This window comes from Pseudomonas sp. FP1154 (assembly GCF_030687245.1).
GTDB lineage: Bacteria > Pseudomonadota > Gammaproteobacteria > Pseudomonadales > Pseudomonadaceae > Aquipseudomonas > Aquipseudomonas rhizophila.
The window spans coordinates 664046-685495 of record NZ_CP117465.1 but is presented as its reverse complement, the minus strand read 5'-3'; the positions used below and the strand labels follow the sequence as shown (position 1 = coordinate 685495).

Sequence of the window (21450 nt, the reverse complement as noted above, 5' to 3'; positions counted from 1 at the left end):
GTTTGGGGGTGCGACGCTGTCTTTCAAGGCCAGAGTTTACGAATTAGCAGATAACCGGCCTTCGAATCCGTGCCGCACTGACATACACTGCGCGGCCGTTTTTTCAACTGGAATCCGAAAGACATGAAAAACGCATCTCCGGCCCGTGCCTGCGGCATCGACTTTGGCACGTCCAACTCCACTGTCGGCTGGCTGCGCCCCGGCATGGAAACGCTGATTGCGCTGGAGGACGACAAGATCACCCTGCCCTCGGTGGTCTTTTTCAATCTCGAGGAACGCCGCCCGGTGTATGGCCGCCTGGCCCTGCACGAGTACCTGGAAGGCTACGAAGGCCGGCTGATGCGCTCGCTCAAGAGCCTGCTGGGGTCCAAGCTGATCAAGCACGACACCAGCGTGCTGGGCACGGCCATGCCGTTCAAGGATCTTTTGGGACTGTTCATCGGCCAGTTGAAGAAGCGCGCTGAGGCCACCGCCGGTCGGGAATTCGAAGAAGTGGTACTGGGTCGCCCGGTATTTTTCGTCGACGACGATGAAATGGCCGATCAGGAAGCGGAGAACACCCTGGTGGACGTGGCCCGCGCCATCGGCTTCAAGGAAGTCTCGTTCCAGTATGAGCCCATCGCGGCGGCCTTCGACTATGAGTCGACCATCGAGAGGGAAGAGCTGGTACTGATCGTCGACATCGGTGGCGGTACTTCGGACTTCTCCCTGGTACGCCTGTCGCCCGAGCGGCGCACCCATGACAACCGTCACGCCGACATCCTCGCCACCGGTGGCGTGCACATCGGCGGCACCGACTTCGACAAGCAGCTCTCGCTGGCCGGCCTGATGCCGCTGTTCGGCTACGGCAGCCGCATGAAAAGCGGCGCCTACATGCCCACCAGCCACCACATGAACCTGGCGACCTGGCACACCATCAACGCGGTGTACTCGCAGAAATCCACCCTGGCCCTGGGCAGCATGCGCTACGACATCGAAGACACCGGCGGCATCGACCGGTTGTTCAAGTTGATCGAACAGCGCGCGGGGCACTGGCTGGCGATGGAAGTGGAAGAAACCAAGATCCAGCTGACTCACAGCGACCAGCGCCATTTGCTCCTGGACCGAATCGAGGCAGGCCTGAGTGTGGACCTGAGCCGGGAACTGTTTGAATCAGCCATCGACGGCTTGCTGGAGCGGGTGCGCGGCAGCGTCACACAACTGCTCAACGATGCCAACGTACGCGTCGATCAGGTGGATACGGTGTTCTTTACCGGTGGCTCCAGCGGCATCCCGGCACTGCGCAACAGCGTCTCGGCGATGCTGCCCCAAGCGCGGCATGTGGAAGGCAATATCTTCGGCAGCATCGGCAGCGGGCTGGCGATTGAGGCGATGAAGCGCTACGGCACGCAGGTCTGATTCAAGTTCTGCGGCGCATCTATCGCGAGCAGGCTCGCTCCCACATTGAACCGCATTCCCTCTGAAGGAACTCGGTCAACGGTGGGAGCGAGCCTGCTCGCGATGGCGTCAGAACAGGCGACGCCGATCAGATCAAACCATCCCCACCTGCTTCAACTCACTCTTCAAGTAAGCATAATAAATCGGCCCCGCCACCACGCCCGGCAGGCCGAACGCGGCTTCGAACACCAGCATCGCCATGAGCAATTCCCAGGACTTGGCGCTGATCTGCCCACCGACGATGCGGGCATTGAGGAAGTATTCGAGCTTGTGGATCACGATCAGGTAACCCAGCGCCGCCATTGCCACCCAGATCGACAGCGACAAGGCGACGATGGTGATCAGGGTGTTGGACATCAGGTTGCCAATGACCGGCAGCAGCCCCAACAGGAACGTCATGACGATCAGGGTCTTGGTCAGCGGCAGGTGGATGCCGAACAGCGGCAGCACCACCGCCAGGAAAATCCCGGTGAAAAAGGTGTTGAGCAGGGAAATCTTGATCTGGGCGAACACAATGTTGCGGAACGCCTTGACCAACAGGCTCAGACGGTCGAACAGCGCCGCCGCCAGGGGCTTGCGCTTGGTCAGGTCGGGGATGCGCTGCAGGGCGACGATAGCCCCCAGGACCATGCCGATCAACAACGTCACGAACATGTGGGCCGCATCCTTGCCCACCAGTTGCAGGTCGCTCAGGTGCTTGCTCATCCAGTCGCCAATGGCCACCCGGAACTCGGCCGCGCTGGCCGGCAGGTAGGCGTCGATGAACGGTGGCAACTGCCCCCGGGCGCGGTCGACCACCGTCATGAACATGTCCAGGGATGCGCCAGGGTTTTCCGCCTCATGGAGCAGGAAACTGAAGGCCCCGGCGAAAATCAACGACAGCACACTGACCACCAGCGTGCCCAGCAGCGCCACCGCCAACCAGCGGGCCCGCCGGCCCTCGATCAGCCGTTGCAACTGCGGGGTGAGCATGTTGACCAGCTCGAACACCAGCAAACCGGCCAAAAGGCTCGGCAACAGGCGCAGTGGCAGCACCAGCAACAACCCACCAAAAATGATCACCCAACTGATCACCAACAAGACATGACGCTGAGAAAACGTTGGCATACAGCCTCAGAACAAAACGGCGTGAAAGGATCGGCAGTCTGCCAGCGTTCCACCAACAGCACTAGGGATTGTATCGGCTGACCTCGATCACAGTGCAGGTGTTTTTTTGTAGCGCCTTTGCCGGCCCCATCGCGAGCAGGCTCGCTCCCACAATGGACCGGGCAGTGCAAATCAACTGTGGAAGCGAGCCTGCTCGCGATGAGGCCTTCACCGTCTGAAAAAATCCCGGCGGTTATTTTTTCTTCAGACACTCACTCATGAACGCTTTACGCGCATCGCCTTTCAGTGCCTGGGTCGTGGCCGTGGCGTTGCAGGTTTTCATGCGTTCCTGCGGGGTGCTGGCATCGACGGGGGTGGCCTTGAGGCAGTTGCTCATGAAGGCTTTGCGCTCGTCGCCCTTGAGGGCCTTGGCGGTGGCGTCGGCATTGCAGGTGGTCATCTTGTTCTGTTGGGCCGTGGCGGCGAAACCCTGGGAAGACAGCAGCAACCCGATCACCAACAAAGGAACACGCAGCATCTTCATGATGTTTTCTCCTGGCTGCCGCACGATGGGTACGGCGATGAGGTGCAGTGTAGACAACGCCTGTTACACCTTCATCTGCGCGAATTTCCGTGCCTGATTGACCGTCATCGCGAGCAGGCTCGCTCCCACAGTTGACCGCACTCCGCCAGAAGAAACCCAATCCGAATGTGGGAGCGAGCCTGCTCGCGATGACGGACAACCCGACCTGAAGCCCTACACGCCGGCAGCCTTCAACCGCTGCGCATGCTCGACGAACAAGCGAACCGGCTCGGCGCCCTTGCCCACCAGCCCCAGCGACTGGTTGATGATATCGAAGTGATCCAGCGGATAGTCATCGCCGATCACCGTGCCCAAATGCGAGCTGTAACGCCCGACCATGCCGTCGCACTGCCCGGCCTCACGCACGAAAGTGCGGGCGAACAGCCGGCAGCTCCGGTGGGTGCCATCAAACAGGTTACGCCCCCTGTTGGTCTTGCCTGGCTGCAAGGTTCCGGACCAGGAGTAATAACGCACGCCATTGACCACTTCCGGTCCGTTCCCGCCCCACGTTTCTGGCAGGCCCTGGGGATATTGCTGGTTGAACAGGGCCACGCCCGCGGTAGTGAGAGAGGCGTGGGACGCCTGGATATCCACCGGCAACCGGGGCCCGCGATAACCGGTTTCCAGCAGGCTCATTAGGGCGCCGATCAACCGCAGCAAAGCACTGAGCAGGCGACCCTTGGCGCTGTTGGCCGGGTAATGGGCCTGCAGGTAATCAGCCAGCTCGGACCCATGGTTGGTGCCGGCCACCGAAGTGACCGATGCCACCAGGTCCGGGCGCTTGGCCGCCGCGTAGCGTGCCGTGAGGGCGCCCTGGCTGTGGCCGATCAGGTTGACCTTCTGCGCACCGGTTTGCGTGAGGATCTCCTCGATCCGCGCGAGCAACTGCTCGCCGCGCACCTCGGATGAGTGCAGCGGTGACACCTGCACAGCAACCACCACTGCCCCACCCCGGCGCAACGCCGAGACGATCCCGTACCAATACGGATACAGCACCAGACGAATGAACCCGAGCATTCCGGGGACCAGCACCAGCGGGTAACGAGTGGCGCACTGTTGTGACATGGCGACATCCTTGATCAATAGGTGGTCAGCATCGGTATCGATGATGACCAGTCTATGACACCCGCGCCATCAGAACGTCTGCGCCAACCCCAGCAAGCGTTGCTCGGCCTCGGCACAGGATTGGGCGAAACTGCGCTCAGCCGACTCCTCACCTTCGGCGGCAACCACCGTCACATCGGTGATACCGATAAAACCCAGCACGGTGCGCAGCAGCGTGTCGGCGTGGTTCATCCCTTCAAGCTGACCACCCGGCCCGAAACCGAAGTCGCCACGACTGGTCACGATCAGCGCTTTCTTGCCCAGTACCAGCGGTTCGTACTGCGACACACCGTTATCCAGGCTGTGGTTGAACGTCAGCCCGATCCGCACGATCTGGTCGATCCAGGCTTTTACACCGCTGGGCACGCTGAAGTTGTGCATGGGCGCGGAGATGACCAACCGATCATGGGCCTGCAATTCCGTCACCAATGCATCACTGAGTGCCAGATCCGCCTGCATGGTCAACGGTCGGGCTTGCGGTTCGGGGTAGAACGCCGCCGCGATGAACGCTTCGTTGACCGGAGGAATCACGGTGCGCCCCACTTCGCGCCGGCTCAACTGGGAGTGCGGATGGGCCGCCTGCCAGGCCGAGACAAAGCTTTCGGTCAAGCGTCGGGAGTGAGAACGCTCGCCACGAGGGCTGCCATGCACGACAAGAATTTTGCTCATCTGAATCTCCTTGGGTTGCGACTACAATCAATAGAACCTTTCGGCTTAAAGCTTGATGTCCAACGCGGTAGCCGGGCAAATGAGGGCTCGTCACGCAAGATGAGTTAATTTCACCCATGGCACTTCAGGAGATCAGTAATGTTTGCCACGCTGCCCCTCAACGCACTGCGGGCCTTTGAGTCTGCCGCACGGCTGCTCAGCTTCAAGGCTGCGGCGGCGGAGCTGTCGGTGACACCCACAGCGGTTTCCCATCAGATCCGCGCCCTGGAAACCTGGCTAGGTGTGCAGCTGTTCGAACGCCAGCCGCGCCAGGTGCGGCTCACCGACGGCGGCCAACGCTTGTTCCACAGCCTGCACGGGGCCCTGCTGGAAGTGGCGCAAAGCGTCGACACCCTGCGCCCGCAACGCACCAACACTCACCTGACACTGTCCACCACCGCAGCGTTTGCCACCCTGTGGCTGGTGCCGCGCCTGGGCCGGTTTTATGCGCGTCATCCGAATATCAACGTGCGCCTGGACACCCACTGCGAAGTGGTCGATCTGCATCAGGACGCCAGCGTCGATCTGGTGGTGCGCTACAGCCTGGACAGCTACCCGAACCTGTACGGCCTGTGCCTTTTCGATGAACACTTCGGCGTGTACGGCTCGCCGGAACAAGTGGCCCTGGCCGCGCAGAGGCAGCCCACGCTGATCAGCGTGCGCTGGCACAATTCCAAACTGTATGCCCATGGCTGGGAAGCCTGGTGCGCTCAGGCCGGCGAAACCTGGCTGGCCCGGCAACCTTGCATGCGCGAGTACGATGAGGAGCATTACGCCCTGCAAGCGGCGATAGCCGGGCAAGGCCTGGTACTGGCGAGCAACATCCTCGCTTCCGAAAGCCTCGCCAGTGGCCTGTTGGTGGCTTATCGGCCGCAGATTCAGGTCAACGGCGCTGGCTACAGTGCCCTGTGCGTTCCAGGCCGTGAACGCCATCCGCCGGTGCGGGCATTCTTCCAGTGGCTGGAGGAAGAGGCGCGGCAGTCCGCTCATGCACTGAAAAATTCGGTAAAACTTTTCGAGGATCGCGTCACTCAGATTTAGAGCGATCACGCCAACAGAGCGTGACGCCCTACCGGATCAGCCTCCAGGAGAATGCTATGAGTGACATGCACCTATCCGATGTAACCACCCTGCGCGAACGGGCACGGCAGAACGTGCAGAACGGCGCGGTGACCGAGGGCTACAGCGCCGATCGACCGGAAGTCATTCGCCTGCTCAATGAAGCGCTGGCCACGGAGCTGGTGTGCGTGCTGCGCTACAAGCGCCACTACTTCATGGCCACCGGCCTCAAGGCCAGCGTGGCGGCCAGCGAGTTTCTCGAACACGCCAACCAGGAAGCCGAACACGCCGACAAGCTCGCTGAGCGCATTGTGCAGTTGGGCGGCGAGCCGGAGTTCAACCCCGACCTGTTAACCCGTAACTCCCACGCCCAGTACGTGGCGGGGAACACCCTCAAGGAAATGGTCTACGAAGACCTGGTCGCCGAACGGATCGCCATCGACAGCTACCGGGAAATCATCCAGTACATCGGCGAAAAGGACCCGACCACCCGGCGAATCTTCGAAGACATCCTGGCTCAGGAAGAAGAGCATGCCGATGACATGGCCGACATCCTGGCCGATTTGTAATACCGCTATCGCGAGCAGGCTCGCTCCCCCATTGAATCGTGTCCTGTCGCGGTCGATGTGGGAGCGAGCCTACTCGCGATGGGGCCAGTAACCTCACCGCAAAGCCTGGCTAGCGGGTTGGTTTGACCGTCACCGGTGCCTTGCCGGCCTTCATCTGCTCCAGCAACGGCGCACACTGGTTCGGCTCGCCACCGCTGGGCGCAACCAGGGCCAACAACCCGGCCGCCGGCGCGGCAATGACGCCCAGCGCCACCATCCCGGCCCCACGCAGCATCAACGGCACGGCCTTGACGCCCGCCGCGGGCTTGGCGAAGGTGCCGCGCACGTACAAGGGCGAGCGCAGGGAAATCAAGCGCCAGCCCTTGGACTCCGGAGTGATGGTCAGGTCCAGTTGTTCGGTGGCCATGTTCGCCGTGCCATCGACATAAATGATCGCGTTCGCCGTGTCGAACACGAACAGGCGAGTGGTCGCCAGGCCGGTCTTGATGTCGAAGTCCGCCGCCGCGCAGTTGATCTTCACTTCCTCGTCGCCAAAGATTTTCCCCACCACATAGTTACCGACGTTCAGCCCCGCCAGTTCCATCAGCTCCCGACTGATGGCGCCGTCGTTGATGAGCATTTTCAACGTGCCGTTGGAGGTGCCCAGCAACGCCGCCACCGAATTGCCACGGCCGGTGATATCGGCATCGCCGTTCAGCTCACCGAAGCTGGTTTTCATCGGCGCGAAACCGGGGAACAACTCCTTGAGCTTGAAACCCCGCGCCGTCAGCTTCGCCTGTCCCTCAAGGGGCCGGGTGCGGCCGTTGAGGCGGATCTGCGCGTCGAGCCGGCCACCGGCCACACCGAAGCGCAGGGGCTCAAGGCTTAGTTGGCCGTCGTTGAGCACCAGATGCGTGTAAAGGTCGGTGAACGGTAACTGCTCACTGTGGACGATTCGTTTGCCAGTGAACTCCACATCGGCATCCATCACGCCCCAGCGCTCGGTACGAAACTCTTCCACGGGCAGCACTTTGTCGGACGGCTGTTTGCTCGCGCCGCCTCGGGCCTTTTGTTCGGCGTTGGAATCGGCGCCGATCAGGGGGGCCAGGTCGCTGAACAACAGTTGATTGGACACCAGCGCGCCACTGAGTTTTGGCCGCGGCTGGCTGGCAACGTAGGCCAGGTCACCGTGAATATCGCTATCGCCGATCTTGCCGTTGAAGGCCTCATAACGAAACAGTGCCCCGCCGGGCTCGTGGAGTTTGGCGATCAGGCGGCCATCGGTGGAATAGGGCGGCGAATCCGGCAGGGTCACGCCGGTCAGCGGATAAAGATTGGCCAGGCTGTTCCCGGCCAGCTTCAAGCGCAGATCCAGCGCCCCCAGGTTCATCGGGTCGGTCAGCGTGCCGGCCAGTTCGACACGGGTATCACCGATCTTCGCCTGAGCCTGCAACGGAAAAGGTTGCGAGGCATCCTGCAGAGCCAACAGGCCACCGACCTTGCCGGAGCCTGCCAGGTTCTGCCCGTGGTACTGGCCGTTGACCTTGAAGGCAAACGCATAATCCTGGGGAGCCGCACCTGCGTCCCGGGCTTTTTTCGCAGCATTGTCGCCGACGATATCGCTGAACGGGATGGGTTTGCCCAACGGGTCGATCAACAGGTCCAGGCGGGTTTTCAGCGTCTGGTCATCAATAGTGACATGGCCTTTGTCAAAGCCGATGGTACCAATGTCCACGACCCAGCTGGACGGCTCGGCGTCGGGGTCTTTCGGATCGAACTCGAACGTCCAGTTGGCGCGACCATCGGCCAGGCGTTGCAGGTTGGCGTCGGGCTCGGTCAGGTCGATGCGGGGAATTGCCACTCGCCGGGCCAGCAAGGCCAGGGGCGAAATGCGTAATTCGACGCGCTTGAGCGTGACCATTTGCGCAGTTTTCGACCAGTCCGGGTTGCCCAGGCTCAAGTCTTCGGCCACCACATGGGGCCACGGCACCCAGGCCCGCCAGCCGCCTTCCAGCGGTTCGCGCTGCCAGACCACCGCCAGGTTGCCATTGATGGCGAACGGGCGATGCAACTCTTCGGAAACCTTGGCATTGAGCGGCGGCTTTATCCGGTTCCAATCGAAGAACGCGATGACCAGCACCAATACGGCCAGCAGGAAAACAAGGCTGGCGAAGGTCCAGGCGAAGATTTTTGAGGTGCGCGTCATGCACAAGGCTCCTGATGACAAATCTGCGTCCGGACGGCGACGCCTTGGAAACACGAGCCTGTAATCGGCTCGTTGTGAAGAGTAGGACTGGCGATACGGCCAACTGGTTTAACACTTTGGGCGACGGGCGGTACAAAAAACTGAAAAAATCCTGACCAAACCGCCAACTACCTGTTACCGCCCCCGCACTTTTGCGTGGCATCAATGGGTACAAAATACCCACTGCGGTGCAAAACCACGCCTCGCAAAGGCCCGTTCTAGAGCCTTTCCACAGAACAATCAATTCCGTTGATTATTACCATTGCCTTTATGAACTTTTATATCGACTTATCGAGAGTAGCATTGCCTCCGTACCCACTTTATCGCCCTCCCAAGGAGCAATGATCATGAAACGCCAATTACTGATGAGCCTCACCCTTTCAATGCTGGCCTCCACTGCTTTCGCACTGCCAGCCTCCGAACAAGCCACGCCGCAGGTTAAAGACAGCCGTTCGGTCTATAGCCAGACCGTTGCTGAAGATGGCTTCGACCAGACCCGTCAAGGTCAGGAAGTGGCTGAAGGCGGCTACGAACGTACCCCTCAAGGTCAAGAAGTAGCTGAAGGCGGCTACGAACGTACCCCTCAAGGTCAAGAAGTAGCCGAAGGCGGCTACGAACGTACCCCTCAGGGCCAGGAAGTGGCTGAAGGTGGCTACGAACGTACCCCTCAGGGTCAGGAAGTCGCTGAAGGTGGCCGTGACCGCCTGGAAGAAAAAGGCCTGGTTGAAGGTGGCTACGAGCGCACCCCACAGGGCGCCATTGCCGAAGGTGGTGGTGACCGTGTGATCGAACGCAACAGCGCAGTGAGCTGAGCCCATGGTGGCCTGGAAAAAAGCCCGATTCCTGCAATCGGGCTTTTGACTTTCCGAGAACCTCGTTTTCCCCGCTATATCCCCCTCTACCGTTCGACGTCGGCAAAGCCGATTTGCTAGAGTGCGTCGCTTCCGTGAATCAGAAGTCAGCCCTGCGATGCTGCCCCGCGCCGAACAGAAACAACAGACCCGCAATGCCTTGATGGATGCAGCCCGTCATTTGATGGAGTGCGGCCGAGGGTTCGGCAGCCTGAGCCTGCGCGAAGTCGCCAGGACCGCCGGCATCGTACCCACCGGGTTCTACCGGCATTTCGACGACATGGACCAACTGGGCCTGGCTCTGGTCAGCGAAGTCGGTCAGACCTTTCGCGAAACGATCCGGCTGGTACGCCACAACGAATTCGTCATGGGCGGCATCATTGATGCCTCCGTGCGTATTTTCCTCGACGTGGTCCAAGCCAACCGTTCGCAATTCCTGTTTTTGGCCCGTGAGCAATACGGCGGCTCGCTGCCCGTGCGCAAGGCCATCGCCTGTCTGCGTGAAGGCATCAGCTCGGACCTGGCCGCCGACCTGGCATTGATGCCCAAGTTGCAGCACCTGGACCTTGCCGCTTTGAGCGTAATGGCCGACCTGATCGTCAAAAGCGTGTTCGCCACCCTGCCTGACATTATCGACCCACCCGCTCACGCTCTCCCCGAACACCTCACGCCCCAGGCGAAGATTACCCAGCAACTGCGGTTCATCTTTATTGGCCTCAAACATTGGCAAGGGCTGGGCAGTACCGAGTAGCCACCGAGACGTTTCCTTTGTGGGAGCGAGCCTGCTCGCGATAGCGGTGGGTCAGTCAGCGTTGATTTTCTGATGCACTGATATCGCGAGCAGGCTCGCTCCCACAGTGTTTCGCGAAAGCTGCAAAATGGTGCGCGATATCGACAAGCGCACCATAACGGCACGCAATCCGCCCCATCCTGAAACGCCATCCCAGCTATTTCCTACACCTTCTTCGATTGGCAAGCCCCTTGCTCTAAACACAGCACCGTTCATTGCTGGAAGCACTCCGATGCTGGTGATTCACCGCAGAATCGACACTCAACCCCGCTGGGACGCCGAGCTGCACCTGACCTTCGACGCCCGCAGCAAAAGCCGCCTGCGCTGTTTCAGTGCCGAGGGTGAAGATGTGGGGTTGTTCCTTGAGCGAGGTCAGCCGCCGTTATACGACGGCGAATGCCTGCAAGCTGAAGACGGACGCATCGTGCGCGTCTGCGCCCGCCCCGAACAATTGCTGCATGTCACCTGCGCCAATGCATTTGAACTGACCCGCGCGGCCTATCACCTGGGCAATCGCCATGTCGCCCTGCAAGTGGGCGATGGCTGGCTGCGCCTGCTGGACGATTACGTGCTCAAGGCGATGCTCGAGCAACTGGGTGCCAGTGCCGAAAACATAGAGGCTCCGTTCCAACCGGAACACGGCGCGTATGGCGGCGGCCATCATCATTCCCGACACGGCGACGAAGATTTCAACTACGCGCCACGCCTGCATCAGTTCGGCGTACGCACATGAACCCGGCGTGGGCGCTGCTGCGTCTGGCCAGCCCGCAATTGCCGATCGGCGGCTACAGCTATTCCCAGGGATTGGAGATGGCAGTGGATAACGGCCAGGTCAAAACCTGCGACGACGCCCGTCGCTGGATCAGCGATCAGTTGCTGTTGAACCTGGCACGCTTCGAGGCGCCTTTGCTACTGGCCCACTGCACCGCCGCCGCCGCCGACGACTGGGACGCCTTGCTGCAACACTGCGAGGAACACCGCGCCAGCCGGGAAACCCGCGAGCTGCATCAGGAAAGTCGGCAGATGGGTTATTCGTTGCAGCAGTTGCTGGGCGGCCTGCCGGAACTCGATGCCGCGGCACGGCGCTTTCTTGAACAACGTACTGAACCGCACCTGGCCCTGGGCTGGGCCTTGGCCGCCCGCGCCTGGAACATCAGCCCCCAGGACGCCCTGGCCGCCTGGTTATGGAGCTGGCTGGAAAACCAGTTGGCCGTCCTGATGAAGACCCTGCCCCTGGGCCAGCAAGCCGCCCAGCGCCTGACCAGCGAACTGCTGCCACTGCTGCAACAGGCTCAACACAACGCCTCGAACATTGATCCCGACCATTACGGCAGCGCCACGTTTGGCCTGTCCCTGGCGTGCATGGCCCATGAGCGCCAGTACAGCCGCCTGTTCCGTTCCTAGGAGACCCTCATGAATACACAACCTCTGCGCGTCGGTATCGGCGGCCCGGTAGGCTCCGGCAAAACCGCCCTGACCCTGGCCCTGTGCCTGGCCCTGCGTGAACGCTACAACCTGGCGGTGGTCACCAACGACATCTACACCCGTGAAGATGCCGATTTTCTGGTGCGTAACGAAGCCTTGGCGCCGGAGCGGATCATCGGCGTGGAAACCGGCGGTTGCCCGCACACGGCGATCCGCGAAGACGCCTCGATCAACCTTGAGGCCGTGGATCAATTGAACCGACGGTTTCCGGGGCTGGATCTGATCCTGGTGGAATCGGGCGGCGATAACCTTTCGGCGACCTTCAGCCCAGAGCTGTCGGACCTGACCATTTATGTGATCGATGTCTCGGCCGGCGACAAGCTGCCGCGCAAAGGCGGACCGGGCATCTGTAAATCCGACCTGCTGGTGATCAACAAGATCGACCTGGCGCCACTGGTGGGTGCGTCCCTGGAAATGATGGACAGCGACACCCGTCGGATGCGCAACGGCAAGCCGTTCGTGTTCAGCAACCAGAAAACCGGCCAGGGCCTGGAGCAGATCATCGCCTTCATCGAACGCCAGGGCCTGCTGACCGCCGCCTGATTTTTCAACTTCAACTGTTCACACGCTCAACAAGGAAGCTTATCCATGACATTCAAACGCCTGCTTGGCGCCCTCGCCCTGTTGCTGACCCCGGCCTTGGCCTTTGCTCACCCTGGCCATGGCGATAACGGCCTGATGGCCGGCCTCGGTCACCCCATCGGCGGGCTGGATCATCTGCTGGCCATGCTGGCGGTCGGCTTGTGGGCCGCCCAACAACAAGGCGCGGCGCGCTGGGCGCTGCCGTGCACCTTCGTCGTCAGCATGCTGATCGGCGGTTTGCTGGGCTTTGAAGGCCTGGACCTGCCTGCGCTGGAAAGCGGGATTGCCGCCTCGGTGCTGGCCTTGGGCCTGGCGGTGGCACTGGCGGTGCGCCCGCCGCTGAGCCTGGCGATTGGCGCGACGGCGGTGGTTCGCGCTGTTCCATGGCGTGGCCCATGGTCTGGAACTGCCGGACATGACAAGCCCTTGGGCTTATGCGGCCGGTTTTGTCGCGGCGACGGCGGCGTTGCATGGCGCAGGCTACGCCGTGGTTCGCGTCTTGCCGCAAGCGGCCGCCCCTCTGGTGCGTCTGGCCGGAGCGGGTTCGGCGGCGGCTGGAGTGTGGTTGTTGGCGGGTTGATTTTCAGCACCCATCAAGGCTAATCGCGAGCAGGCTCGCTCCCACAGGGTATGGCATACGCCAATAAATGTGGGAGCGAGCCTGCTCGCGATGACGGACTGGAAGGCCTCGCCTCTCTCGAACTTGCCACTCTGCTACCATGTCGCGCAATCACCCCTCCAGCCGTGACGACGTCCACCAATGCCCGATGCTTCCCGCCCCGCTCCTGCACCTGAACTGACTGCCCTGTTCGCCACGGTACGTCAGCACTTTCACGACGTGATCGTGCCGATGTGGCAAGGCCCGGGATGGAATGCCGAGCTGGCGCTGCCCTATGAATCCCTCGATACCCGGCACAAGCCGCTCGAGCCCCAGCGCTACCGGGCGATGGCCTGTGCGCGACAGCTATACGTGTTCGCCAGCCTGATCGGCGAAGCGCCACAGGCCGAAGAACGGGCTGGCGCACTGTTCCGCTCCCTGCAGCGGCACTTCCATGATGGCGAACATGGTGGCTGGTTCTACAGCATTGACCCCCAAGGCGTACCGCTGGACACCGGCAAAGACCTTTACACCCACGCTTTCATCCTGTTTGCCTGCGCCCATTACTGGAGCAAGGTTCGCGAGCCGCTGGTGGAGTCGGTACTCAACGCGGCCCTGGAAGTCATCGCCCGGCGCTTTGCGACCGGAGACGGCCTTTACGAGGCCAGCCTGGGACGCGATTGGTCGACCCGCGCATCCGGCCCGCTGCAAAACCCGTTGATGCACCTGGCCGAAGCCTTCCTCGCCACCCTCTCGGTTCGCGACGACATCAACGTGCGCCAGGCATTGCTGGCCCTGTGCGATGCCATGTTCAAGCACTTCATCGACCCGCAGCAGCGCGTCATGATGGAGAAACCGGTCAAGGCTGTGGATAACTGGTTTGAGCCAGGCCATCAGTTCGAGTGGTATTACTTGCTGGCCTCATCGCCCCTGTTGCGCGGCGGCAAGTTGCACACAGCCCTTGATAGCAGCTTCAGCCGTACCGAACAGCAAGGCGTGAGCCCGCAGTCCGGCGCGGTGTGCGCCATGCTGAGCCTGGGATCACAGGTACCGCGGGACGCCACCCAGCGCATCTGGGCTCAGGCGGAATATTTGCGGGCACTGACATTACGCCCGGGCAATCAGGGCGCATTGCTGCATCAACTACGGGCGTTGCAGCAGCACTTCCTGCATGCCAAAGGCTGGAACGAATGCCTGGACGCCGACGGCACTGTCAGCCGCCAGGACATGCCATCGACCACGCCGTATCACCTGCTGACCTGCTACCGCGGGCTGGCTGATTATCTGGCCTGACCGGTAAATCGCTATCGCGGGCAAGCCTTGCTCCCACAGACATTTGGCCGACCTTGCCCCCATAGATGAGCCAACTCTTTGGGAGCAAGGCTTGCCCCATAGATGAGCCAACTCTGTGGGAGCAAGGCTTGCCCGCGATGAACGATAACGCGGTCTTACGCCTTGTTGCGCTCAATGGCAAACCCGGCCCAGGTCTGGCTCACAGGCATCAATTCCAGGCTGTTGATATTGATGTGGGCCGGAGTGTTGAGCACCCAGAAAATGGTGTCGGCGATATCCTGCGGCTGGATCGGCTCGGCCCCGGCATAGGTCGCGTTGTAGCGTTCCTGGTCACCCGCAAAGCGCACCAGGGAAAACTCGCTCTCGCACAGACCCGGCTCAATGTTGCTTACCCGCACGCCAGTGCCTTGCAGATCGCAACGCAGGTTCAGGGAGAACTGTTTGACGAACGCCTTGCTCGCCCCGTACACGTGGCTGCCAGGGTACGGATAGTTGCCGGCGATGGACCCCAGGTTGACGATCCCGGCACCACGGCCATGAGCGATCAGCCGCGGCAACAGCAGGCGGGTGCTGTAGATCAAACCTTTCACGTTGGTATCGACCATCGTGTCCCAGTCATCGAGGTCGCACTTGGGCGCAGGATCAACGCCCAGCGCCAGACCGGCGTTGTTGATCAAGCCCCGCAATTTGGCGAAGGACGGTGGCAGGTTGGCGATCGCCTCCTCCATGGCTGTGCGGTCACGCACATCAAGCACCAGACCATGGACTTCAGTCTGCTTCGACAACTCGGCGCACAGGGCAGTGAGGCGTTCTTCACGACGACCGGTCAGCACCAGTTTCCAGCCTGCTTCGGCAAAACGACGGGCACAGGCTTCACCGAAACCGGACGTTGCGCCGGTAATAAACAGGGTGTTGGACATCGTGTTCTCCTTGGGGCTCAAAACAGCCAATGAATGGAAATCGGCCCACAGCATGCCCGGCCTGGCACAGCATGGGCAAGACTTCTGGAAGCGAGGTTTCATTCGAGCATTGCTCATAAAACAACCAATCGGCGCCAGGCCTTATGAAACAAGGGCCACAGGCGGTTGCCCGCACCTTATCCACAGGCGGGTCCACAGCAATCGGGGGCAAGTGCAAACTCCCCAAGCCGCTGTGCATAAGGCTTTGCGAGGGATTTGGAAAATTTTTTCCCTTGACCCTGCAATGCAGGTTGTGCAGATCGACTTATCTGCTATAAGCCGACAGTAAAAAGAACGATGGCTTCAAGCCAGCAAATTCGGCCCTCAGCGCGGTCTTTCCAGAGTTTAATCACAGACTTATCCACAGGCTTGCGCACAGATTTCCAAGCCTTTGGCGACCCTCATAAAAGTGTTGACAACCCTCGTACCCGCTTGACCGAAAACCCCTGATCAAAAAACAACCACACGCCTGAAAGCCACGTATTCAGAGGCTTGCAGCCAGCTACTCCCACGTTACCCACAGCCGGTTCCACAGCAAACGGGGACAAGTCAAAACCGTGACAAAACAACTGTTTGCGGCGACTTTATGTCGCGGTTTCGCAGGGGCTCAGGATTGTTGTCCACAATTCTCGGGCACAGCGCCAAACCCTGTGGGAGCGAGCCTGCTCGCGATAGGGCCATGTCCGATATAAAGAGGTTGGATGGTCCGGCGCCATCGCGAGCAGGCTCGCTCCCACAAGGGGAATGGTGGTGGCTTTGAAAGATAAAAAAACCGGCGATTCAATCGCCGGTTTTTTCATGGCTGGCCTTGTGTCAATGGCCGCCCAGATACGCGTTGCGCACCTCTTCGTTGACCAGCAGTTCCTTGCCGGTGCCGGTCAGGCGGATTTCACCGTTGACCATCACATAGGCCCGGTCCGACAGCCTGAGGGCGTGGTTGGCGTTCTGCTCCACCAGAAAGATCGTCATGCCGGTGGACGCCAGTTCCCGCAAGGTGGCGAAGATCTGTTTGACCACGATCGGCGCCAATCCCAGGCTGGGTTCATCGAGCAGCAACAACTTGGGCCGGCTCATCAGCGCCCGGGCGATGGCGAGCATCTGCTGCTCGCCCCCGGACATGGTCATGGCCCGCTGGTTGCGCCGCTCCTTGAGCCGCGGGAACAGCTCGAACATGCGCTGCATGTCTTCGCTGGCGTGCTTGTCACCGATGGGAATGGTGCCCATCAACAGGTTTTCCTCAACGGTCATGTCAGGGAATACCCGCCGTCCTTCCGGCGATTGCGCGATGCCGTTGGAGGCGATGTAGTGGGACGACTTGTGCGTGATGTCCACGCCCTGGTAGATAATCTGCCCACTCGCCGCCCGCGGCTGGCCGAAAATCGACATCAGCAACGTGGACTTGCCGGCACCGTTGGAGCCAATCAGGCTGACGGTTTCACCTTCCCCAATGTGCATCGAGACTTTTTTCAGGGCCTGGATCGGCCCATAGAATACGTCCAGCTCCTTGAGTTCGAGGATAGGTCCACTCATACCAGCTCCTCTTCATCGGCACCCAGGTAGGCCGCGATCACCTTCGGATCGTTGCGAATCGCCTCGGGACCGCCCTCGGCGATCACGTTGCCGTGGTCCAGCACCACGATGTGGTCGGAAATGCTCATTACCATGCCCATGTCGTGTTCGATCAGCACCACGGTCAGATCGTGCTCGTCGCGCAGCAGCCGGATCATCGCGCTCAGCGCTTCGGTTTCCTGAGGGTTTAGGCCGGCGGCCGGTTCGTCGAGACAGATGATCTGCGGGCGGGTGCACATGGCCCGGGCAATTTCCAAGCGCCGTTGCTGGCCATAGGAAAGTTCGCCCGCCAGCCGGTTGGCGCAATCCACCAGGTCCACCACTTCCAGCCAGTAGAAGGCGTGGTCCAGGGCATCGCTTTCTGCCTGGCGGTAACCCTTGGTGTTGAGCACGCCCGCCACCAGACTGCGATTGACCCACATGTGCTGAGCCACCAACAGGTTCTCCAGCACGGACATTTCCTTGAACAGGCGAATGTTCTGGAAGGTCCGCGCCAGGCCTGCACGGTTCACCAGGTGGGTGCCGCCGAACATCTTGTAGAACACCCGGCTGGCGAAGGATTTGGGGGACACGAAGTCAGTGGGACGAAACGGTTCGCCCAACAGCTTGATGACATCGGTCCGCTCGCCGCGCACATTGAGCTCGATTTTGCCGCCTGTGGCCTTGTAGAAACCGGTCAGGCAGTTGAACACCGTGGTCTTGCCCGCACCGTTGGGGCCGATCAGGGCGAAGATCGAGTTGCGCTTGACTTGCAGGCTGACGTCGCTGAGGGCCTTGATCCCACCGAATTGCATCATCAGGTTTTCAACGGTAAGCACGACTTCGCTCATGGCGCTACTCCCTTACGCGGCGTCACCCCGGTACGACTGATGCGAATCAGGCCGCGCGGGCGCCAGATCATCATCAACACCATCAGCACGCCGAACAGCAGCACCCGGTATTCCGAGAAGCTGCGCAGCAACTCCGGCGCCACGGTGAGGACAAATGCAGCGATGACCACGCCCACTGTCGACCCCATGCCGCCCAGTACCACGATCGCCAGAATCAGCGCCGACTCGAAGAAGGTGAACGACGAGGGGTTGACGAAGCCCTGGTAACTGGCAAAGAACACGCCTGCCAGGCCCGCCGTGGAAGCACCAATGGTGAACGCCGAGAGCTTGACCAGCACATGGTTCAGGCCCATGGAGCGGCAGGCGATCTCGTCTTCGCGCAAGGCTTCCCAGGCGCGACCGACCGGCATGCGGGTCAGGCGATGCTTGACGTAGAGCACCAGCAGCACGGTGATGAACAGGACGATGTAGATGAACAGGAATTTGACGTTGGGGTTGTAGGCCATGCCGAAGAACTCGTGGAACGGCACCCCGCCCTCCTTCGCTCGCCGGCCGAACTCCAGGCCGAAGAAGGTCGGCGACGGCACCGGCATGCCATTCGGCCCGCCGGTAAACGACAGCCAGTTGTTGAGCACCAGCCGGATGATCTCGCCAAAACCCAGGGTCACGATGGCCAGGTAGTCACCGTGCATTCGCAACACCGGGAATCCCAATATGCACCCGGCCATCGCCGCCGCAATCGCCGCCAGCGGCAGCACCGTCCAGAACCCCAGGCCCAGGTATTGGTAACCCAGCGCCAGGCCATAAGCGCCGATGGCATAGAACGCCACGTAACCCAGGTCAAGCAGCCCGGCCAGGCCGACCACGATGTTCAGGCCCAGGCCCAGCAATACATAAATCAGCCCGAGGATGACCACCGTGAGCACGTATTTGTTGGCAAAAAACGGGAACACGATGGCAATCACGATCAACGCCGGGATGATCCAGCGCAGGCGCGACTTGTAGTCTGGCGGCAGCACATGCACGCCGGAGCTGGTGCTTTCGAACCCCTGGAGAATCTTCAGACCCTTGGGGGTTTGCAGAAACAGGCTCAAGGCAAAGCGCCCGACCATCACGATCGCCACCAGCCAGCCCACGCGGGCCGGTTGCAGGTTGAAGCTGTAGCCGTCGAGCACCACGCCGACAATCGGCCCGAACACGATCAGCGAGATCAGGCCGGCCAGGATCGCGTCGATGACGCTCTTTTTGATATCAATCGGTTTATTGGCAGCAGACATACTTATACCTTCGCCACGTGTGGGCGACCCAACAGGCCTTGGGGACGGAAAATCAGAATCAGCACCAGCAGCGAGAAACTGAACACGTCTTTGTAGTCAGAGTTGATCAGACCGGCGAACAGCGACTCGGAGATGCCGAGGATGATCCCGCCCAGCATCGCCCCAGGCAGGGAACCGATGCCGCCGAGTACCGCTGCGGTGAACGCCTTGATGCCGATAATGAAGCCGGCATAGAAGTCGAAGGTGCCGTAGTTCATGGTGATCAGCACACCGGCCAGGGCCGCCATGGCCGCACCGATGACGAACACATAGGAAATCACCCGGTCGGTGTTGATCCCGAGGATGGAGGCCATCTTGCGGTCTTGCTGGGTCGCGCGGCACATGCGGCCGAGCTTGGTGTACTTGATGATGTAGGTCAGCAAGGCCATCCCGGCGAATGCGGCGACCAGGATGAAGATCTTGGTGTAGGTAAGCTGGACGAAGCCGCTGCCGATGTCCACGCGCATGGCGCCTTCGAGCAACGTGGGCACGCCCTGTTGGCGAGCGCCCTGGCTGATCTGGGCATAGTTCTGCAGGATCAGCGAAATGCCGATGGCACTGATCAGCGGTGCCAGGCGAGTGGAGTTACGCAGGGGTTTGTAGGCGACGCGCTCGATCACCCAGCCGTAGACGCCGGTCACCACCACGGTGAACACCAGCGTGCCGAGAATCATGAGGGGGAAGGATTCGATACCGAACCAGGCCAGCAGAGCCAGACTGATCGCCGCGAGGTACGCAGAGATCATGTAAACCTCGCCATGGGCGAAGTTGATCATGCCGATGATGCCGTAGACCATTGTGTAGCCGATGGCGATCAGACCATAGACCGACCCGAGGGTCAGGCCATTGATCAGTTGCTGCAGGAAAATACCATCCATAACGCAATCTCACGCATTTGAGAGACTGCACGCACACCGCTGCGACGGACCGGGGTTCAGCCGCCGACGCTGCACGATGTGCGCGCAGCTCTCGGGAGAAAAGACAGGTACTGCATGAACACGGGTAAACCGCCCGGCACCAGGGGCGCCGGGCGATTCAGCCGTTCATGTCACTTCTGTTTTTCCAGCTGATGGTATTTGCCGTCCTTGTCCCACTGGTAAACCACGTAGTCGGAGACTTTCAGGTCGCCCTTGGAGTCCCACTCCTTCTTGCCCATCACGGTCTGGACCGGATTGGCCTTGAGCCATTCGGCCGCGGCTTCGCCGTCATTTTTCTTGGCGCCGTTGAAACCGGCCGCCAAGGCCTGGACCGAGGCGTAGGCGTACAGGGTGTAGCCTTCCGGCTCGGTGCCCTTGGCACGGAACGCGTCCACCACGGCCTTGCTGTCTGGCAGCAGGCGTGGGTCGGCGCCGAAGGTCATGTACACACCATCCACGTATTGCGGGCCGCCGGCGGTGGTGACCAGTTCGTCGGTGACGATGCCGTCGTCGGACATGAATTTCACGTCCTTGAGGCCTTGCTCACGCAACTGGCGGACCAGTGGGCCGGCTTCCGGGTGCAGACCGCCGAAGTAGACCACGTCGGCACCGGCCGAACGGATCTTGGTGACCACGGCGCTGAAGTCTTTCTCGCCACGGGTCAGACCTTCGTACAGCACCGGCTCCACGCCACGCTTGGCCAACTGCGCCTTGGTAGCATCCGCCAGGCCCTGGCCGTAGGTGTCCTTGTCGTGCAGGACGACGACTTTCTTGCCCTTGAGCACGTCAACGATGTAGTCGCCGGCGACGATGCCCTGCTGGTCGTCACGACCGCACATACGGAACATCGCGCTCAGGCCACGCTCGGTGACCTGCGGGTTGGTGGAACCAGGGGTGATGGAGATGATGCCGGCATCGCCGTAGACCTCGGACGCCGGGATGGTGGACGAGGAACAGAAGTGACCGACCACGCCAAGAACCTTGTCCTGATCGACAAAGCGGTTGGCCACGGCCACGGCCTGCTTCGGTTCGCAGGCGTCATCGCCCTGCACCAGAACGATTTTCTCGCCGTTCACGCCACCCTTGGCATTGATCTCGTCTGCCGCCGCTTGTGCGCCTTTCATGTACTGCTCGCCAAATGCCGCGTTGGCACCGGTCATCGGACCCGCTACGCCGATCTTGACGTCGGCCTGAGCAAACGCAGAAACACCCAGCGCAGCTGCCACTGCGAGGGCCAGAAAGCCTTTCTTGTAAAACGTCTGGGACATGAGGTGGTGCTCCAAGGTTTTTTTTAGTTGGCACTGCGACTTCACTGAAAAGCTCAGAGCAAGCGCCGTGCCATCGGTTTTTTATTCTTAAAAAAGTCGCTGCTTTATTGTTATTTCGACTGTTTCGAGCCCTTTTTTATTGGGCGTGCAACCGTCTAAACCGCACAAGGTACAACCATAGAACCAAATGGGTACAACCCTCCCTGAGCCATCATTGCAACC

20 protein-coding genes and 1 pseudogene are annotated in these 21450 nt (G+C 60.8%); 10 read left to right on the top strand and 11 right to left on the bottom strand.

Translation table 11 applies throughout. The annotated features are described in order from the left end of the window. Window positions 1–123 precede the first annotated feature (123 nt). On the top strand, window positions 124–1398 hold the full coding sequence (locus tag PSH91_RS03030) for an Hsp70 family protein (RefSeq protein WP_047227355.1): 1275 nt from the start codon (window positions 124–126) through the stop codon (window positions 1396–1398). A 132-nt stretch (window positions 1399–1530) separates the two neighbouring features. Here the strand turns inward: PSH91_RS03030 and PSH91_RS03025 are convergent, their stop codons facing one another. From PSH91_RS03025 to PSH91_RS03010, 4 genes are all read right to left on the bottom strand, one after another. Then, window positions 1531–2544, bottom strand: a complete 1014-nt coding sequence (locus tag PSH91_RS03025) for an AI-2E family transporter (RefSeq protein ID WP_288911101.1) — start codon at window positions 2542–2544, stop codon at window positions 1531–1533. Between the two features lie 232 nt (window positions 2545–2776). Then, window positions 2777–3067, bottom strand: a complete 291-nt coding sequence (locus PSH91_RS03020) for a PsiF family protein (protein ID WP_047227353.1) — start codon at window positions 3065–3067, stop codon at window positions 2777–2779. Window positions 3068–3280: 213 nt separating this feature from the next. Then, window positions 3281–4171, bottom strand: a complete 891-nt coding sequence (locus PSH91_RS03015) for a triacylglycerol lipase (RefSeq protein ID WP_047227352.1) — start codon at window positions 4169–4171, stop codon at window positions 3281–3283. Window positions 4172–4240: 69 nt separating this feature from the next. Continuing rightward, a complete protein-coding gene (locus PSH91_RS03010) occupies window positions 4241–4879 on the bottom strand; it encodes an FMN-dependent NADH-azoreductase (protein ID WP_047227351.1) in 639 nt (212 codons plus the stop codon). Between the two features lie 138 nt (window positions 4880–5017). Here PSH91_RS03010 and PSH91_RS03005 point away from each other — a divergent pair, with 138 nt between their 5' ends. Continuing rightward, a complete protein-coding gene (locus tag PSH91_RS03005) occupies window positions 5018–5959 on the top strand; it encodes a LysR substrate-binding domain-containing protein (protein WP_047227350.1) in 942 nt (313 codons plus the stop codon). Window positions 5960–6015: 56 nt separating this feature from the next. Beyond that, window positions 6016–6546 (top strand): bacterioferritin, encoded by a 531-nt coding sequence (locus tag PSH91_RS03000; protein WP_047227349.1) that lies wholly within the window; start codon window positions 6016–6018, stop codon window positions 6544–6546. Between the two features lie 109 nt (window positions 6547–6655). Here PSH91_RS03000 and PSH91_RS02995 read toward each other — a convergent pair whose 3' ends face one another. Continuing rightward, window positions 6656–8731 carry an AsmA family protein gene (locus tag PSH91_RS02995; RefSeq protein WP_076382880.1) on the bottom strand — a complete coding sequence of 692 codons (2076 nt, stop codon included), beginning with the start codon at window positions 8729–8731 and terminating at the stop codon, window positions 6656–6658. 386 nt (window positions 8732–9117) lie between these two features. Here PSH91_RS02995 and PSH91_RS02990 point away from each other — a divergent pair, with 386 nt between their 5' ends. The 7 genes and pseudogenes from PSH91_RS02990 (at window position 9118) to PSH91_RS02960 (ending at window position 14369) form a co-directional block, all read left to right on the top strand. After that, window positions 9118–9582 (top strand): hypothetical protein, encoded by a 465-nt coding sequence (locus PSH91_RS02990; RefSeq protein ID WP_047227347.1) that lies wholly within the window; start codon window positions 9118–9120, stop codon window positions 9580–9582. Between the two features lie 157 nt (window positions 9583–9739). Further along, window positions 9740–10372: a TetR family transcriptional regulator gene (locus PSH91_RS02985; RefSeq protein ID WP_047227346.1), complete on the top strand. Its 633-nt coding sequence runs from the start codon at window positions 9740–9742 to the stop codon at window positions 10370–10372. A 271-nt stretch (window positions 10373–10643) separates the two neighbouring features. Next, window positions 10644–11144 carry an urease accessory protein UreE gene (ureE, locus tag PSH91_RS02980; protein ID WP_047227345.1) on the top strand — a complete coding sequence of 167 codons (501 nt, stop codon included), beginning with the start codon at window positions 10644–10646 and terminating at the stop codon, window positions 11142–11144. After that, window positions 11141–11815 carry an urease accessory protein UreF gene (locus PSH91_RS02975; RefSeq protein WP_076382884.1) on the top strand — a complete coding sequence of 225 codons (675 nt, stop codon included), beginning with the start codon at window positions 11141–11143 and terminating at the stop codon, window positions 11813–11815. The genes ureE and PSH91_RS02975 overlap by 4 nt, the downstream gene beginning before the upstream one ends. A 9-nt stretch (window positions 11816–11824) precedes the next feature. Next, window positions 11825–12439 (top strand): urease accessory protein UreG, encoded by a 615-nt coding sequence (ureG, locus tag PSH91_RS02970; RefSeq protein ID WP_047227343.1) that lies wholly within the window; start codon window positions 11825–11827, stop codon window positions 12437–12439. A gap of 45 nt (window positions 12440–12484) precedes the next feature. After that, window positions 12485–13058, top strand: a pseudogene (locus tag PSH91_RS02965) (HupE/UreJ family protein). Between the two features lie 180 nt (window positions 13059–13238). Next, entirely contained in the window at window positions 13239–14369 is a 1131-nt protein-coding gene (locus tag PSH91_RS02960) for an AGE family epimerase/isomerase (protein WP_047227341.1), read from the top strand. Window positions 14370–14524: 155 nt separating this feature from the next. Here the strand turns inward: PSH91_RS02960 and PSH91_RS02955 are convergent, their stop codons facing one another. The 6 genes from PSH91_RS02955 to PSH91_RS02930 form a co-directional block, all read right to left on the bottom strand. Then, window positions 14525–15289, bottom strand: a complete 765-nt coding sequence (locus PSH91_RS02955; protein ID WP_047227340.1) for an SDR family oxidoreductase — start codon at window positions 15287–15289, stop codon at window positions 14525–14527. 852 nt (window positions 15290–16141) lie between these two features. Continuing rightward, a complete protein-coding gene (locus PSH91_RS02950; RefSeq protein WP_076382886.1) occupies window positions 16142–16858 on the bottom strand; it encodes an ABC transporter ATP-binding protein in 717 nt (238 codons plus the stop codon). Beyond that, a complete protein-coding gene (locus PSH91_RS02945; protein ID WP_047227338.1) occupies window positions 16855–17727 on the bottom strand; it encodes an ABC transporter ATP-binding protein in 873 nt (290 codons plus the stop codon). The genes PSH91_RS02950 and PSH91_RS02945 overlap by 4 nt, the downstream gene beginning before the upstream one ends. Beyond that, window positions 17724–19004 carry a high-affinity branched-chain amino acid ABC transporter permease LivM gene (livM, locus tag PSH91_RS02940; RefSeq protein ID WP_076382888.1) on the bottom strand — a complete coding sequence of 427 codons (1281 nt, stop codon included), beginning with the start codon at window positions 19002–19004 and terminating at the stop codon, window positions 17724–17726. Before livM ends, PSH91_RS02945 begins: the two co-directional genes overlap by 4 nt. Before the next feature lie 2 nt (window positions 19005–19006). After that, window positions 19007–19921, bottom strand: coding sequence for a branched-chain amino acid ABC transporter permease (locus PSH91_RS02935; RefSeq protein WP_047227336.1), 915 nt, complete (start codon window positions 19919–19921; stop codon window positions 19007–19009). Window positions 19922–20091: 170 nt separating this feature from the next. After that, complete coding sequence (locus tag PSH91_RS02930) at window positions 20092–21228, bottom strand: branched-chain amino acid ABC transporter substrate-binding protein (RefSeq protein ID WP_047227335.1); 1137 nt, start codon at window positions 21226–21228, stop codon at window positions 20092–20094. Between the last annotated feature and the right edge of the window lie 222 nt (window positions 21229–21450).